The sequence below is a fragment of the Sphingomonas sp. LC-1 genome (genome assembly GCF_025371035.1).
GTDB classification, from domain to species: Bacteria; Pseudomonadota; Alphaproteobacteria; order Sphingomonadales; family Sphingomonadaceae; genus Sphingomonas; species Sphingomonas sanguinis_E.
Genome location: NZ_JANZXB010000003.1, coordinates 107,790 through 122,720, shown reverse-complemented (window position 1 = coordinate 122,720; position 14,931 = coordinate 107,790). Strand labels below are relative to the sequence as shown.

Here is a 14,931-nt window from a genome sequence, read left to right as displayed (position 1 = left end):
AGGTTATGGCGTCCGGCGATCGCGGCCGATAGGCTGGCCCCATGAATCGCAACCTTATCGAAGACCGCCCGACCTTCGTCACCCATCTGGAATGCTCGCTGACCGGCGAACGCTATGAGGCGGACCGGCTTCACGGCCTGTCGCGTGCGGGACGACCGCTGCTGGTACGGTACGATCTGGAGGCGCTGGGCCGGGCCGTCTCCCGCGACGCGATCGCCGCGCGTCAGACCGATTTGTGGCGGTGGCGCGAACTGCTCCCCGTGCGGCGAACCGAAAGCATCGTGTCGCTGGGCGAGATCGAGACGCCGTTGGTCCCCATCCCCCGTTCGGGCGGCGCATCGGTGCTGGTCAAGGATGAGGGGCGGCTGCCGACCGGATCGTTCAAGGCGCGCGGACTGGTCATGGCGGTGGCGATGGCGCGCGAACTGGGCGTGACCCGGATCGCCATGCCGACCAACGGCAATGCGGGCGCGGCGCTGGCCGCCTATGCCGTGCGGTGCGGAATCGAGACCGTCATCCTCTGTCCCGAGGAAACGCCCGAGGTGAATGTCCGCGAAATCGCCGCGCAGGGCGCCCGCGTGTGGCGGGTCAATGGCCAGATCGACGAATGCGGCGCGATCGTCGGGCGCGGCGCGGCCGAGGGGCGCTGGTTCGACTTCTCGACGCTGAAAGAGCCCTATCGGATCGAGGGCAAGAAGACGATGGGCCTGGAACTGGCCGCGCAGATGGGCTGGGAATTGCCCGATGCGATCTTCTACCCCACCGGCGGCGGCACCGGCCTGATCGGCATGTGGAAGGCGTTCGACGAGATGGAGCGGCTGGGCTGGATCGGCTCGAAACGCCCGCGCATGTATGCGGTGCAGGCGAGCGGCTGTGCGCCTATCGTCCGCGCCTATGAAGCGGGCGAGGAGCATGCCGAGCGCTGGGAGGATGCCGCGACCGTGGCGGCGGGCATCCGCGTGCCCAAGGCGGTGGGCGACTTCCTGATCCTGCGGGCGGTGCGCGAGTCGGGCGGGACCGCGCTGGCGGTCGGCGACCCGGCGATCCTGAAGGCGGTGGAGGATTGCGCCCGGCGCGACGGATTGCTGCTGTGTCCCGAGGGGGGCGCGACGCTGGCCGCTTATCATCAGGCGGTACGCGACAATCTGGTCGATGAGGATGAGCGGGTGGTACTGTTCAATTGCGCCACCGGGTTGAAATACCCGTTGCCGCCTGCGGGGCAGTGGCTGGACAAGAACGGGCCGATCGATCTGGACGCGCTGTAAGCCCAACCTCCGTTCCCATGGGGCGAGGTACGGGCGTGTTATCCGATCGCCAACCGGATCCCCAACGCCGCCAGCAGCGCCAACGGCATCGCCACCGCCCCAACCTTGAGGAAGGCGAGGAAACTCACATCCTCTCCTTCGCGCCGGATCGCCTGAAGCCACAATATCGTCGCCAGCGACCCCGTGACGGACAGGTTGGGGCCAAGGTCCACGCCGATCAGCAACGCGTCGGTGACGATCTGGGGCGGCTGCGCCTGCGCGATGGCGCTGCTGGCGACCAGACCTGCGGGCAGGTTGTTCATCGCATTGCTGACAAAGGCGAGGATCGTGCCCGACACCGCCGCCGCACGCGTCGGATCGGTCAGCATGGTGCGAAGCCCCCGCGCGACCCAGGCGATCACGCCCGTCCGGTCCAGCGCCTCGACCAGTATGAACAACCCGGCGACCAGCGGCAGCACGCCCCAGGACACCGACTTGGCCAGCGTCACAGGCGATCGCCCCGCGAGCAGCGAGACGATCACAGCCGTCGCAATCCCTGCCAGCGCGGTGGGCAGGCCCAGTTCCACGTCCAGCGCCGACATGGTCAGGAGCAGCAACGCGGTCAGCACGATTCCCGTCATCGCCAGCTTGCCCCCGGTCGACAGGGCGTCGCGCACCACATCGGCCTCGCAATTCCCCGCGATCCGGGCACGCTGCGTCCAGCGCAGCACCGCATAGGTGACCGCGATCGACGCGATCGACGGCAGCGCGAAGGCCTTCATCCACGCCCCCAGCGGCGGCATGTGCCCGCCATAGAGGACAAGATTGGCGGGGTTGGAGATGGGCAATACGAAGCTGGCGGCATTGGCGATCAGCGCGCAGGCGAACAGCAGGGGCAGCGGATCGGCCTTGGCCTTCTTCGCCGCGACGAAGACGGCGGGCGTCAGGACAACGGCGGTGGCGTCGTTGGACATGAAGGTCGTGACGACGACGCCGGTCGCATAGACCAAGGCGAACAGCCTGGCCCGTGACCGCCCCGCCATGTTGACCGCCGTCGCCGCGATCCAGTCGAACGCGCCATGTTCGCGCGCGGTCTCGCTGAGCAGCATCATGCCGATCAGGAAGAGATAGACGTCGAGCCCCTTGGCAACCGCCTGCCCCGCCGCGTCCCATGGCATCAGGCCGAGCAGGACCAGCAACGCCGCCCCCGCCACCGCCCAGATCCATTCGGGCCAGCGCATCGGCCGCGCGATCACGCCCGCGGTCGACAGTCCCGCAATCGCCCAGGTCGTGCCCGTTGCCAGCGTCACCATCGGCTTCATCCCCCTGCGGGCCGGGCTGGCCCCTTTCGACATCGCGCGCGATAGGCGAGAGGCGGAAGCCGTGGCAATGCCCGCCGCCCGTCATCGCCCATCGACGACCGCGCTCCCAACCCGATAGCGAAACAAACGATCCGATCCGGCCGGGACCCGGCCCGGGATTTCACCGATTTCAGCCAGACGTCATGCTGGCGCTGCCACCCTGCCGCGCGAGTATGCCGGAACGGATGAAGAAGTTCGGGATCGGGTAAGACACTCTGCCTATCCCTCCCGAGGGTCCGTGGCGAAGGACGACCCCACCACCCCGGCAATGGCCGGGGACGGTGTGACGGGTTTCGCCATCCTCCTCCCCCGGAAAGGAGGAGAAGGAGGATGACCCGATCAGAACGACTTGGATACGCCGACGAAGAAGCCGCGACGCGGACCATATTGCGGTGCGCCGACGCCCACGCCGCTTCCGTCGCGGATTTCATAGTCATGGTCGAACAGGTTGATGACATCGAAGCGTATGTCGATGTTCGGCCCCGCAAGATGCTGGCTCGCGGTCAGGTTGAACTGCGCATAGGGTGACAGCTTGGCCCCGTTGGGGATGGAGTGGACGTCGTCGTCCCGCCGCAGCCCCGAGCCATAGATCATGCTGCCGCCCAGCTTGGTCCCCTGACCAAAGGCATAGGACAGACCCGCCGAACCGGTGAACGTCTGGTCGTGATCCAGATAGATGTAATGCCGCGCGATATAGTCCAGATCGTCCTGGCCGAAGCTGAACTGGCTGGAGACGATATTGCGCCCCTTGGCCTTGGCCGCCGCGAAATTGGCATAGGCGAGGAGGCCACCGCGCGCATAGCTCATATTCGCCTCGATCCCGCCGATACGTCCTTGACGATAGTTGAACGGGGTCAGGATGATGGGCGCGCCGAACTGCCCCTCGTCGATCAGGTTCCTCGAGATGCGGTAATAGGCGTCGATGCCATAGGTGAAATAGCGGCTGAGCCGGGCCTGGAACCCGGCGTCGAAATAATCCTGCCGCTCGGCATAGGGCACGTCATTGGCCGTGACGGACGGATAGGCGCTGGTCCCGATGAACTTACCGATGCTGGTATTGCCGACCAGTTCGAAGGGCGGCGGCACGAAATAGCGCGAATAGCCCGCATGCAGCGTATAGACCCCGTCCGGCTGCCACACCAGATTGACGCGCGGCGACAACTGCCCTTCGCGCCGATAGCCGTTATAGAGGTCGTAGCGCCCGCCATAGTTGAGGGTCAGCTTGGGCAGTAGCTTCCATTCGTCCTGAAGATAGGCGCTGAAGCTGGTCGCGGTCTTGCCGCTATTGTCGACGATCGCGATGGGCTCGCCCGCCTGGTTGCCGCCTGCATCGACCGGAAAGACGTTGGTCGTCGTATCGCTGGTCGAACGGTCGCGCGTCACCAGCAACCCGCCGCGCAGCGTGTGCGCATCGCCCAGATGATAGACGGCATCGACCTGTCCGCCAATCGCGAAGTCCTGCTTATAGGCCTGCTGTGCCTGCCCATTATAGAGCAACTCGCCGAGCATATCGGGTCGATAGCGGAGCGAGGAATAGCGCGCGAACAGCGACGCCTGCACGGTGAAGGGCTCGGCATCGTGCAGGAACGCGACCTGGCCGAAACCGGTCTTCTCCAGCTGCGTCTCGTTCAGCTTTTCGCTGGGGAAAGTGCTCTGCCCGCCCACGGTCCACGTCCCGCTCGGCTGTTGGCCCACAGGGTTGGGAATCTGGAACCACTGATTGGAATAACCGCCGACGAACGACACCCGGTTCTGATCATCGAGGATATGATCGACATAGGCAAAGCCCTGATACTGATCGGTATCGTCATGGACCGGGTTGGACCGGCCATCGACGCTCTCGATGCCCAGCCCGCTATGCCGATAATCGCCCGAGACGAAATAGTTGGTGCTGCCCGAGGAGCCGCCATAGGTCAGGCTCGGCTGGATGGTGTTGTGGCTGCCGCCATAAATGGAGGCGGTGCCGCCATTGTCGAACAGCCCGCTCTTGGTGGTGATGTCGATCACGCCCGCGGTGCGCAGGCCATATTGCGCAGGCAACGCGCCGGTCAGGATGTTGACCTTGTCGACCAGGCGCGGCGACAGGGTCTGGCCGAACACCGCCAGCCCCTCGGGCAGGATGGTGCCGTTGATGCGATATTGCAGGCCGTTATGGTCGTCGCGGACGTGGAACTGGCCGAACCCGTCCTGTACGACGCCGGGGGCCTGGAGCAGGATCTGGTTGAACTGCTGGTTCTCGCCGCCGGGCAGCGCCTTGATCGTGTCGCTGGTGATCTCGTAATTCGACGCGCCCAGGCTCGGCTGGATATGCGCGCGCGCGGTGTCGAGCCGCTTGGCGGTTACTACGATGTCGCTGGCGTCGTCGCTCGCCTTGGTCTGGTCCGTATCGGGCGTGGGAACGCCACGCGTCTGGGCCAGCGCCGGAAAGGCTATTGCGGACGACGCGACACAGCACAGCAGGGCATAAAGACGCATAGACATACTCGCATGATATATAGTCTCCCGGTGATGCCTGCTTCGCTGCGCCGCAATGCGAAGGCAAGCGGAGTCGCGCTCCATGACGCATTTGTAAGCGAGCCATCATGCGTCCGGCCGCCATGGTCAGGGCCGCCGAACCCCGCTATGCTACGGATATGGCCGAACGTTTCGAGAGACACCGCCAGCCCTGGCGGCCCGACGAGATTCAGAAACTCCACACGCTTGCCAAAAAGGGCATGGCGCTGAAGGCGATCGCCAAGGCGCTGACCCGCAGCGAGGAATCGGTCAAGGCCCGCGCCAAGGAAGACGGACTGTCGATCGCCAAGCTCCACTAGGGGCCGATCGACCTGGGGCAAGTGCCCCTATCGAATGATCCGTCCGATCCTTACCAACACCCCGCTGGGATCGCTCACCGCGAATTCATAGGTGCCCCAGGGCTTGGCGTGCGGCGCGTCGGGCTCGATGATCCGGTCGCGCACCCGGTCGGCGACCGCATCGACATCCTCGACATAGAGATACAGGCCAAGGGGATTGTCCTCCACTTGCGCAGGCCAGCCGGGCATATGGTTCAGATGCAGGTGCCAGCCGCGTCCGTCCTCCAGGATGCGATACGCGCCGAAGTCCGCCGCGACCTCGAAACCGAGCAGCCGGTAGAAGGCGGTGCTGGCATCCATATCGCTGGTGGGGACGATGGCGACGCAATGGTGGTTCATGGCCCTACCCTTTCGACGGGACGATGCGACACCCTGCCGCGCCGTGCCCGCCAAGGCCAGTGCTAGAGCGGATCGCCGTCTCGACAGCGTTCCCATTCGACCGGATCATGGGCGCAGGTGATCGCCACTTCGTCCCGCCGCTCGATCGACAGCGCGCGCAGCCGCCTCTGATTGGACAGGCGGGCGGTCGCATCGACCTCCATCAATCGCTGATAGGCGCGCAGGCCCGGCGTGCAGCGGCGCTTCGCCGTGCGCATCTCGCCCCGGTAGAAATAGGCATCCCCCGCATGAAGCAACCAGCGGCCGCCGGCCTGCCGGATCGCGACGCCCGCATGGCCCCAGGTGTGACCCGGTAGCGGAACCAGCAGGATTTCCGGTGGCAGGCCGGCCAAGTCGCGCACCGCGTCGAACCCGAACCAGCCTTGCCCTCCCGCGCTGTGCAATTGCCACCGCGCGACCTCGTCCCATTGCGGTGCGCGCCAGCGATTGCGCGCGACGACCCCGGCATGGGGGCCCGCCGCATCGTCGAATTCGCGGCGCATCACATGCACCGTCGCATTCGGGAAATCCTCCAGCCCGCCGGCATGGTCGAAGTCGAGATGGGTCAGGACGATATGGCGCACATCGTCGCGCCGATATCCCATCGCCTCGATCTGGCGGACCGCCGTCTCCTCCTCGCGCAGGCGAATATTGAGCATCGCGCGCCATGGCACGGGAATACGCGGATCGGGGCGGCGATGCGGATGGGCGACGTCGCGCAGGCCATAGCCGGTATCGACCAGCACCAGTCCGCTCGCCTCGGTCTCGATCAACAGGCAGTGGCAGACGAGATGGCCGAGCAATCCCCGGCTGCGCCCGTCGAACAACGCACCGCCCAGCGGGCAGTCCGTACCGCAATTGAGATGGTGAATCCGCATCCCATCCCAACCCGACCCCGTAACCCCGGTTCCTATAATCCTTTTCTTACAATCGCTTGAACACACTGACCTGGATCATGAGCGGCGAACGCCCCCCGCCCGACACACTGATGGAGCAAGGTCATGGGAGGCTTTTCATGTCGGTCAGACTCTTCGCCATGCTGTTGGGCCTCGTCTTGCTGGTCGCCGGGGCGGCGATCGTCACGGGCTATTTCGGTTTCGTCCACCACGAGCCGGTGCGGGCATCGACGCTGCGCTGAGGCCAGAGCCCCCCGCCATCCCCCCATGTTAAGACATCAGACCGTGATCAGGCTCTCTGCCGCTGCGGTAACCTGCGCCAGCCGTTCGGCCAGTTCGCGCTTCCGGAACGGCTTGGTCAGGCGGGCCAGCGACGGCGCGACGCCGTCCGTCTCGGCATAGCCCGACACCAGCAGGATCGCCACGCCCGGTCGTCGCGCCTGGACCAGACGGGCGAGTTCGGTGCCCGACAGACCGGGCATCAGATGGTCGGTCACCAGCAGGTCGAACGCCACCCCTTCATCGAGCAGCGCGATCGCCTCCTCACCCGACGCCGCCTCGACCACGTCATAGCCGAGATCGGCGAGCATGTCGGCGGTGGTATGGCGCACCAGTTCCTCGTCATCGACCAGAAGCGCACGCCCGCTACGCCGGGTCGGCCCCGCACAGGGGATGTCCGCCACGCCCTCATGCCGCGCCAATCCGCTGACCGGCAGGAACAGCGCCACTTCGGTCCCCTGCCCCGGCTCGCTATCGATGGCGAGCGCGCCGCCCAGTTGCAGCGCCAGGCCATGCACCATCGACAGGCCCAGCCCGGTTCCCTTGCCAACCCCCTTGGTCGAAAAGAACGGCTCCACCGCGCGGGCCAGCGTGGCCGCGTCCATGCCGGCACCCGTATCGGTGACCGACAGGCGGATATAGTCGCCCTCCGCCACCGGCAGGCCCAGTTCCGCCCCCACCCGCTGCTGGCGAAGCGCGATGCGCAGCCGACCGCCCTCCGCCATCGCATCGCGCGCATTCACCGCCAGGTTGAGCAGCGCCATTTCGAGCTGGTTGGGATCCGCATCGGCGGGCGGCAGGCCGGGTTCGACATCGACCTCGACCGCGATCTGCGGGCCGGTGGTGCTGGCGACAAGCTCGCCCATACCGGCGACCAGCTCCGCCAGATCGACCGCGATCAGTTGCAGCGGCTGGCGACGGGCAAAGGCGAGCAGCCGCTGGACCAGCAACCGCGCCCGCTCCGCCGACTGGGCCGCCCCCGCGATCAGCCGCTGTTCGCGCTCCCCGCCCAGCCCCTTGTGCTGCAACAGGTCGAGCGTGCCGACGATCGGGGTCAGCAGATTGTTGAAGTCATGGGCGACGCCACCGGTCAGCTGGCCCATCGCCTCCATCTTCTGTGCCTGACGCAAGGCGGCCTGCGCTTCGGCCAGTTGCGCCTCGCCGCGCAACCGCTCGGTGACGTCGGCGACGAATTGATAGACGCCGACCTGCCTGCCCTCCTCGTCGAACAGGGGATGGAAGCTGATTGAATAGGAGCGACGGGTACGGTCCGGGTCGCCGAATTCGTCGACGAAGCTGACATGCTCCCCCTGCATCCCGCGCATCCAGCCCGCACGCACCTCCTCGCGCAGGCCGGGCCGGTCGGCGAGCAGATCGAGCATATTGTCGCCGGTCTTCGGACGCACGCCGAAGACGCGCTCGAACTCATTGGCATTGGCGAGGTTCAGGCCCAGAATGTCGAACTTCATATCGACCGCCATCACCATGATGTCGGTATTCTCGACCATCGTCGCCAGCATGTTGCGCTCGGCGGTCCGCTCCGCCACCCGCTGTTCCAGCGTCATGTTCAGCGCGTGGAGCTGATCCTCGGCAAGCTTGCGGTCGTGAATGTCGACCGAAGAACCGAACCAGCGGACGATCCGGCCGCTCGCCGGGTCGCGATAGGGATGCGCCCGGTCGAGGAACCACCGATACTCGCCCGATGCCGAACGGATGCGGTGCTGGCATTTATGGACGCCGCCACTGTCGCGTGCCGCCTGGAACGAGGCGACGACGTGGGCCGCGTCATCGGGGTGGATATGGGCCGCCGCGATCTCGGCAGGCGTCAGCGATTCGAAGGGCGCCCCGGTATAATCGGAGAAGCGCCGGTTGAGGAATTCCATCCGGCCATCGGCGTCCGCGATCCATATGATCTGCGGCACCGCATCGACCATCAGCCGGAAATGGGTTTCGCTGTCGGCCAGCGCCGTCTGCGCCGCGACCTGATCGGTCATCTCGGCCAGAACGCACAGCACGCCCCCCGGCCGACCGTCGTCGTCGATCACCGGTGAATAATCCAGATTCAGCCAGACCCGTTCGGCGACGCCGTCGCGATAGAGCGTGAAGGGCCGGTCCCGAAAGCTGAGCGTATCGCCGGCCAATCCGGTGCGCATCACATGATCGTTGAACTCGACCGCTTCGGGCCAGGCCCGCCGCACCGGCGTCCCCATCGCATCGGGATGCCGCCCCCTCGCCATCCTGGCATAGGCGTCATTGTACAGCATGACGCCCTCTTCACCCCATAGCAGCACCATGGCGACGGGCGATCGCAGCACGAGTAGCGTCGCGGCGCGCAGCGAGGCGCTCCACCCCTCCAAGGAGCCAGGCGTCCCCTGCGACCAGTCCCGCCGCGCGATCAACGCACCGCACGGCCCAGCGCTCAACAGGCTGTCGCGAAAGCTGGAAACCAGGGCCATGCGGGGATCGACCGTCCTTCACGCCGCACCGCCCAATCGGCCACGGGGTTAACCCGTGATAGACGATCGAACATCGCGATGCACCGCCCTTTCGACAGGATCGCGGCTCGCCCCCGGCCTCAAGAGTCTGTAGCACGGGGAAAAACAGATATGGGAGTGGGCATGAGCGATCTGGAACAGGCGACGGTCCGCCGGGTGACGTGGCGGCTGATGCCGCTGCTCGGCCTGCTGTATCTGGTCGCCTATATCGATCGGCAGAACATCTCCTATGCCAAGCTGCAGATGGTGGACGCGCTGGGGTTGAGCGAGGCGGCGTTCGGCTTGGGCGCGTCGCTGTTCTTCATCGGCTATTTCCTGTTCGAGGTGCCGAGCAACATCCTGCTCCATCGGGTCGGCGCGCATCGCTGGTTCGCGCGGATCATTGCGAGCTGGGGCGTGGTGACCGTGCTGCTGGCCTTTACCCCCAACGCCACGATCTTCTATCTGCTGCGCTTCCTGCTGGGCGTGGCGGAGGCGGGGTTCTTTCCCGGCGTCCTCTATGTCCTGACCCTGTGGTTCCCGGTCCGTTACCGCGCACGGGCGGTCGGCCTGTTCATGCTGGCGAGCGCGGTGGCCAATGCGGTGGGCGGCGCGGTCGGCGGGCTGTTGCTCGACCAGGACGGCACGCTCGGGCTGGCGGGATGGCAATGGGTGTTCCTGGCGACCGGCCTGCCCGCCGTGGCACTCGCCCCGATCGTGCTCTTCGCCCTGCCGCGCACGCCCGAGGCGGCGGCCTGGCTGACCCGGCCGCAAAAGGACTGGCTGGCCGCCGAACTGGCGACGGGACAGGCGGAAGCGGCGCATGGCGGCACTCTGTCGGTGCTGCGCGATCCGCGCGTGCTGCTGCTCTGCCTCGTCTATATCGGCTTTCCGCTGGCGGCTTATGGGCTCAGCTATTGGTTGCCGACGATCGTGCGGGGGTTCGGGGTGTCGAACACGGTCAACGGGCTGCTCGGCATCATTCCCTGGACGCTGGTCGCGATCGCCTTATGGGCGGTGCCGCGCCATGCCGCGCGGTTCCGCAATCCGGTCTTTCATGCCGTCGGACCGGCGCTGGCGGGGGCCGTCCTCTTGGTCGCGAGCGTGATGGTCAGCTCGATCCCCCTGCGCTTCGCCTGCCTCAGCCTGGGGGCCGCCGCGATCTTTTCGGGCCAACCCGCCTTCTGGACCCTGCCGCCACGCTTCCTGTCGGGCGCCCGCGCCGCCGCGGGCTTCGCCGCGATCAACTCAGTCGGCAATCTGGGCGGCTTCATCGCCCAGGCGATCGTGCCCGCGATCCGCGACCGGACGGGCAGCGATGGCGCGCCGATGCTGTTCCTGGCGGCCTGCCTAGCCCTGGCGGCGCTGGGCGTGCTGCTGGTCGAGCGGATGCTGCCAAAGCCCGCATAGCCCGCCCGGCACCGGGCGGGGATCAGGCCAGGCTGATCCGCCGCCCTTCGCGCGCGGAGCGATAGATCGCCTCGATCACCCGCATATCCGCCAGTCCCTCCTCGCCCGCCACCAGCGGCCGGGTGTCGTTCAGAATACATTCGGCCAGATGGTCGAGCTGCCCGGCATGCTGCCCCTTGCCCGCGGGCACCTGCCGCTCCTCGGTCCGGCCGTCGCGGCGAATCCACATTCTCTGCCCCTCATAGGACGTGGCGGGCTCCAGCTCGATCCAGCCTTCGGTCCCCGTCACCCGGTACATATTGTGGTTCGAACTATAGCTCGACACGCAGGTCGTCTCGATGCCCGAGGGAAAGCGCAGCAGGAAGCTGATCCGGTCCTCGACGGTGCGAAAGCGCGGGTCGTTGCGGTCGGTCGCCTCGATCGCGCTGACCTCCACCGGTTCCTCACCGGTCAGGTAGCGGACGGCGTTCAGGCTGTAGATGCCGATGTCCATCAGCGACCCCCCGCCCGACAGCGCCCGGTCCAGCCGCCACTGATCGGGCCGCGCATTGAAGCCATGATCGGCGGTGATGATCCGCGTCGGCCCGACAAAGCCCTTTTGCGCCAGATCGATCGCCAGCCGGTTGTGCGGCTCGAACCGGGACCGGTATCCGATCATCAGTTTGCGCCCCGCCTTGCGGCACGCCTCGATCATCGTCCGGCATTCGGCGACCGATACCGCCATCGGCTTTTCGCACATCACATGCTTGCCCGCCTGGGCCGCGCGCACCGTATATTCGGCGTGCATCGCATTGGGCAGGATCACATAGACGACATCGACGTCCGGATTGTCGCGAATGCTGTCGAACGTGCGGTAGCTGTAGCGGTGGCTTTCGGGCACGCCATATTTCTCGCCGAAGCGCTTCAGCTTATCGGGCGTCCCGCTGACCAGCGCGGTCAGGCGGGCATGGTCGCACTCGGCGAATTTGGACATGATCAGTTCGGCATAGCTGCCCAGGCCGACGATCGCATAGCCGATCCTGCGCCCGCGCGGCGCGGCGCAGGCATTGCCCGCGGCAAGCGCCAGGCCCGCTCCCAATCCCGCGATGACGGTCCGACGGTCGGCGTTGCGCATGATCCTCTCCCATTGGCATGACCGGCGATATTGGCCAGCCATGTCATGAAGTTATCATGCTCGCCCGCGCGGCACCACTGACATGGGCTAGACGGTCACCGCCGTCGCCTGTCGCCCCTCCTGTCCAAAAATGCGCAGATAGCGCGCGATCTCGCTCGGCTGGCCGGTCGCCTTGGCGGGATTGTCGGACAGCTTGACCGCCGGTCGGCCATCCGCGCTGATGACCTTGGCCACCAGCGAGATCGGCTCCAGCCCCGCCTCGCCCGCCGGATCGCATCCCCGGAAATCATTGGTCAGGTTGGTTCCCCAGCCGAAGCTCATCCGGACCCGGCCATGGAAATGGCGATAGGTCGCCTCGATGGTGTCGATATCCATGCCGTCGGAGAAGATCAGCAGCTTGCCGCGCGGATCGCGGCCATGGGCGCGCCACCAGTCGATGATCTGCTCGCCGCCCTCGATCGGCGGCATCGAATCGGGGCGAAAGCCTGTCCAGTCGGCCAGCCAGTCGGGGGCGTGGCGCAGAAAGGCGCTGGTCCCGAACGCATCGGGCAAGGCGATCAGCAGGTTGCCGTCATACAGCGCCTGCCATTCGGCCAGCACCTTGTACGGCGCCGCCGCCACCCCCGCATCGTCGGGTGCGAGCGCGGCCATCACCATCGGCAGCTCATGCGCGTTGGTACCGATCGCCTCCAGGTCATTGTCCATCGCCAGCAGCACGTTGGACGAGCCGATGAAGCGCGCGCCCAACCCTTCTTTCAACGCCTCGACGCACCAGCGCTGCCACAGAAAGCCGTGCCGCCGCCGCGTTCCGAAGTCGGAAAGCACCAGGTCGGGCAGCTCGCGCAACCGCTCGACCTTGTCCCACAGCTTGGCCTTGGCGCGGGCGTAGATAATGTCGAGTTCGAACCGACCCTTGCCCTTCAGCGCCGCGCGCGAACGGAGCTCGTTGACGATGGCGAGCGCAGGGATTTCCCACATCGTCGTATGCGCCCAGGGCCCTTCGAAATGCAGCTCGAACTGGCCATCGACGGTACGCAGTTCATATTCGGGAAGCTGGAACCGGGCGAGCCAGTCGATGAATTCCGGCTTGAACATCCGCTGCTTGCCGTAAAAACTGTTACCCGCCAGCCAGATCAGCTCCTTCTTTGTAAAGCGCAGCGTGCGGGCATGATCGAGCTGTTCGCGCAACTCGCGCTCGTCGATCACCTCGGCCAACCGGACCGAATGGCTGCGATTGATGAGCGAGAAGGTCGCATGCACATCGGGATGCAGTTGCCGGATCATCTGCAACATCAACAGCTTGTAGAAATCGGTATCGAGCAAGCTGCGCACGACCGGGTCCAGCCGCCAGCCATGGTTGTAGACGCGGGTGGCGATGTCGGTGACGGGCATGATCGGTCCTTGGCCATGGCGCTGCGCATGCGGTGGGACGTACCGACGCCGGAACGCGGCACCCCGTGCATCCGGTTGCAAGACCATGATCGCGCCCGGATGTCAGCCCCTTTGTGTCTTTGCCCGCCCCTCGCCGCACGCTTGGCGAGCGTCCGTGGCCGCCCTATGCCGGCCTCCCCCATGTGATCAGGACGCGGCTCTCTGCGATGACATTTCCCACCCCTGGCCTGTTCGGCCATATCGAGCGGCTTCATGGCGACCGCCCTTGGGGCACGATGCTGGATGCCGGGACGGGGACGGGATCGCTGCGCTGGATCGCCACGCTTCCGACCGAGCGCTGGACCGCCGTGACCGGGGCGGCGGGCTATGCCCGGCAGTTGCGCGAACAGACCAGGGCCAGCCGCCGTCCGGGCGACCGCATCATGCTGGGCAATTGGGAAGAGCCGACACTGCTGGCGGGCGAGCGATACGACACGGTGCTGGCCGACTATCTGCTGGGCGCCATCGACGGCTTCGCGCCCTATTTTCAGGACCGCCTCTTCGCCCGCCTGCGCCCGCTGACCGCCGGGCGGCTCTATATCGTCGGACTGGAACCCTATGTCACCGCCGAGCCGCCCATCGACCCGGCGGAGCGGATCATATGGCGGATCGGGCGGCTGCGCGATGCCTGCCTGTTGCTGGCCGGCGAGCGGCCTTATCGCGAATATCCCGCCGACTGGGTGATGGACAATCTGCGCCGCTCCGGCTTCCGCCCGGTCGATCTGCAGCATTTTCCGATCCGCTACGGCACGCGCTTCGTCGAATCCCAGATCGCGATGCTGCCCCCGCGCCTCGCCAAGCTGAGTGATCGCGCCCTTGCCGCGGCCTTGAACGCCCAGGCGGCGGCCCTGCGCGAGGAGGCATTAGCGGTGATCGCGGAACAGGGCGCGCTGGCCTGCGGGCGCGACTATGTGATTGCGGCGGAGCCCGAATAGGCCGACCTTGAATATCGTACCGGTCTCGGTCGCAGGTCCGAAGGGGTTACTCCCGACCAGGCCTTTTGCATGACGTGACACCAGGAATCCGCACCATCGGATGCCGAATTCAAGTGACCGGTCGCGCCGGAGTGCCCCAGGTCGGACGCGAGGCACCGGTCCATGTCTCGACCAGACGGTGTTGCGCCTTGGCCGAGAGTCCCCGCCATCGCGCCTTCTCGCGCGGCGACAGCGCATAGAGGGTCCAGCCGCGCATCCTCATACATTGTTCGATCGTGTCGGGGACGGGCGCGATCGGCTTGGGCAGGTCGGGGGCGGTTTCGTCCGGCGGCATCAGGACGCGGTCGGTCTCGATCATCGATCCCGTGCTGATCGCGCGACAGCGTCGCAGGTCGGCGTCCCGCCCGGCGATGGTCGCGCCCGGACGGTTGTAGAAATGACCGGGCGGAGGTGCCGGGACGGGCACGCCCTGGCCCATCAGGGATGTGGTCGCGATGAGCAGACGAAGCATCCGGGCATCTCCTCCTTCCCGTCCGGGGAGCGGATCGGCCACCGCC

The 14,931-nt window shown here is 66.4% G+C and carries 13 protein-coding genes; 5 read left to right on the top strand and 8 right to left on the bottom strand.

Annotated features, from left to right (window positions below; translation table 11 throughout):
* Positions 1 to 41: 41 nt before the first annotated feature.
* Positions 42 to 1,265 carry a threonine synthase gene (locus NZL82_RS05470; RefSeq protein ID WP_261268766.1) on the top strand — a complete coding sequence of 408 codons (1,224 nt, stop codon included), beginning with the start codon at positions 42 to 44 and terminating at the stop codon, positions 1,263 to 1,265.
* A 38-nt stretch (positions 1,266 to 1,303) separates the two neighbouring features.
* On the opposite strand, the gene NZL82_RS05465 is transcribed toward NZL82_RS05470, so the two are convergent.
* The gene (locus tag NZL82_RS05465; protein WP_261269045.1) at positions 1,304 to 2,554 is read right to left on the bottom strand and encodes an arsenic transporter; all 1,251 of its coding nucleotides are present in this window, start codon (positions 2,552 to 2,554) and stop codon (positions 1,304 to 1,306) included.
* 390 nt (positions 2,555 to 2,944) lie between these two features.
* Positions 2,945 to 5,080 (bottom strand): TonB-dependent receptor, encoded by a 2,136-nt coding sequence (locus NZL82_RS05460; protein ID WP_261268765.1) that lies wholly within the window; start codon positions 5,078 to 5,080, stop codon positions 2,945 to 2,947.
* A 158-nt stretch (positions 5,081 to 5,238) separates the two neighbouring features.
* Here NZL82_RS05460 and NZL82_RS05455 point away from each other — a divergent pair, with 158 nt between their 5' ends.
* Positions 5,239 to 5,418, top strand: coding sequence for a hypothetical protein (locus NZL82_RS05455; protein ID WP_007403839.1), 180 nt, complete (start codon positions 5,239 to 5,241; stop codon positions 5,416 to 5,418).
* Positions 5,419 to 5,445: 27 nt separating this feature from the next.
* Here NZL82_RS05455 and NZL82_RS05450 read toward each other — a convergent pair whose 3' ends face one another.
* Both NZL82_RS05450 and NZL82_RS05445 read right to left on the bottom strand, forming a co-directional pair.
* Entirely contained in the window at positions 5,446 to 5,796 is a 351-nt protein-coding gene (locus NZL82_RS05450) for a VOC family protein (protein ID WP_261268764.1), read from the bottom strand.
* A 62-nt stretch (positions 5,797 to 5,858) separates the two neighbouring features.
* Complete coding sequence (locus NZL82_RS05445; protein ID WP_261268763.1) at positions 5,859 to 6,713, bottom strand: MBL fold metallo-hydrolase; 855 nt, start codon at positions 6,711 to 6,713, stop codon at positions 5,859 to 5,861.
* A gap of 137 nt (positions 6,714 to 6,850) precedes the next feature.
* On the opposite strand from NZL82_RS05445, the gene NZL82_RS05440 reads away from it, so the two are divergent.
* Complete coding sequence (locus NZL82_RS05440) at positions 6,851 to 6,973, top strand: hypothetical protein (RefSeq protein WP_261268762.1); 123 nt, start codon at positions 6,851 to 6,853, stop codon at positions 6,971 to 6,973.
* Between the two features lie 36 nt (positions 6,974 to 7,009).
* On the opposite strand, the gene NZL82_RS05435 is transcribed toward NZL82_RS05440, so the two are convergent.
* Positions 7,010 to 9,466, bottom strand: a complete 2,457-nt coding sequence (locus NZL82_RS05435) for a PAS domain-containing protein (RefSeq protein ID WP_261268761.1) — start codon at positions 9,464 to 9,466, stop codon at positions 7,010 to 7,012.
* 162 nt (positions 9,467 to 9,628) lie between these two features.
* Between NZL82_RS05435 and NZL82_RS05430 the strand changes: the two genes are divergently transcribed.
* Entirely contained in the window at positions 9,629 to 10,894 is a 1,266-nt protein-coding gene (locus NZL82_RS05430; RefSeq protein WP_261268760.1) for an MFS transporter, read from the top strand.
* Between the two features lie 22 nt (positions 10,895 to 10,916).
* Here NZL82_RS05430 and NZL82_RS05425 read toward each other — a convergent pair whose 3' ends face one another.
* Entirely contained in the window at positions 10,917 to 12,008 is a 1,092-nt protein-coding gene (locus NZL82_RS05425; RefSeq protein WP_261268759.1) for a Gfo/Idh/MocA family protein, read from the bottom strand.
* Between the two features lie 87 nt (positions 12,009 to 12,095).
* Positions 12,096 to 13,400 (bottom strand): nicotinate phosphoribosyltransferase, encoded by a 1,305-nt coding sequence (gene pncB / locus NZL82_RS05420; protein WP_261268758.1) that lies wholly within the window; start codon positions 13,398 to 13,400, stop codon positions 12,096 to 12,098.
* A gap of 206 nt (positions 13,401 to 13,606) precedes the next feature.
* Here pncB and NZL82_RS05415 point away from each other — a divergent pair, with 206 nt between their 5' ends.
* Complete coding sequence (locus NZL82_RS05415) at positions 13,607 to 14,374, top strand: class I SAM-dependent methyltransferase (protein ID WP_261268757.1); 768 nt, start codon at positions 13,607 to 13,609, stop codon at positions 14,372 to 14,374.
* Between the two features lie 109 nt (positions 14,375 to 14,483).
* Here the strand turns inward: NZL82_RS05415 and NZL82_RS05410 are convergent, their stop codons facing one another.
* Positions 14,484 to 14,885: a hypothetical protein gene (locus tag NZL82_RS05410; protein ID WP_261268756.1), complete on the bottom strand. Its 402-nt coding sequence runs from the start codon at positions 14,883 to 14,885 to the stop codon at positions 14,484 to 14,486.
* Between the last annotated feature and the right edge of the window lie 46 nt (positions 14,886 to 14,931).

Excerpts from the sequence above, each read along its gene's own strand:
- NZL82_RS05425 (WP_261268759.1), bottom strand. The coding sequence starts at position 12,008 with ATGCGCAACGCCGACCGTCGGACCGTCATCGCGGGATTGGGAGCGGGC.
- NZL82_RS05440 (WP_261268762.1), top strand. The coding sequence starts at position 6,851 with ATGTCGGTCAGACTCTTCGCCATGCTGTTGGGCCTCGTCTTGCTGGTC.
- NZL82_RS05450 (WP_261268764.1), bottom strand. The coding sequence starts at position 5,796 with ATGAACCACCATTGCGTCGCCATCGTCCCCACCAGCGATATGGATGCC.
- NZL82_RS05410 (WP_261268756.1), bottom strand. The coding sequence starts at position 14,885 with ATGCTTCGTCTGCTCATCGCGACCACATCCCTGATGGGCCAGGGCGTG.
- NZL82_RS05455 (WP_007403839.1), top strand. The coding sequence starts at position 5,239 with ATGGCCGAACGTTTCGAGAGACACCGCCAGCCCTGGCGGCCCGACGAG.
- NZL82_RS05470 (WP_261268766.1), top strand. The coding sequence starts at position 42 with ATGAATCGCAACCTTATCGAAGACCGCCCGACCTTCGTCACCCATCTG.
- NZL82_RS05445 (WP_261268763.1), bottom strand. The coding sequence starts at position 6,713 with ATGCGGATTCACCATCTCAATTGCGGTACGGACTGCCCGCTGGGCGGT.
- pncB (WP_261268758.1), bottom strand. The coding sequence starts at position 13,400 with ATGCCCGTCACCGACATCGCCACCCGCGTCTACAACCATGGCTGGCGG.
- NZL82_RS05460 (WP_261268765.1), bottom strand. The coding sequence starts at position 5,080 with ATGCGTCTTTATGCCCTGCTGTGCTGTGTCGCGTCGTCCGCAATAGCC.
- NZL82_RS05435 (WP_261268761.1), bottom strand. The coding sequence starts at position 9,466 with ATGGCCCTGGTTTCCAGCTTTCGCGACAGCCTGTTGAGCGCTGGGCCG.
- NZL82_RS05430 (WP_261268760.1), top strand. The coding sequence starts at position 9,629 with ATGAGCGATCTGGAACAGGCGACGGTCCGCCGGGTGACGTGGCGGCTG.
- NZL82_RS05415 (WP_261268757.1), top strand. The coding sequence starts at position 13,607 with ATGACATTTCCCACCCCTGGCCTGTTCGGCCATATCGAGCGGCTTCAT.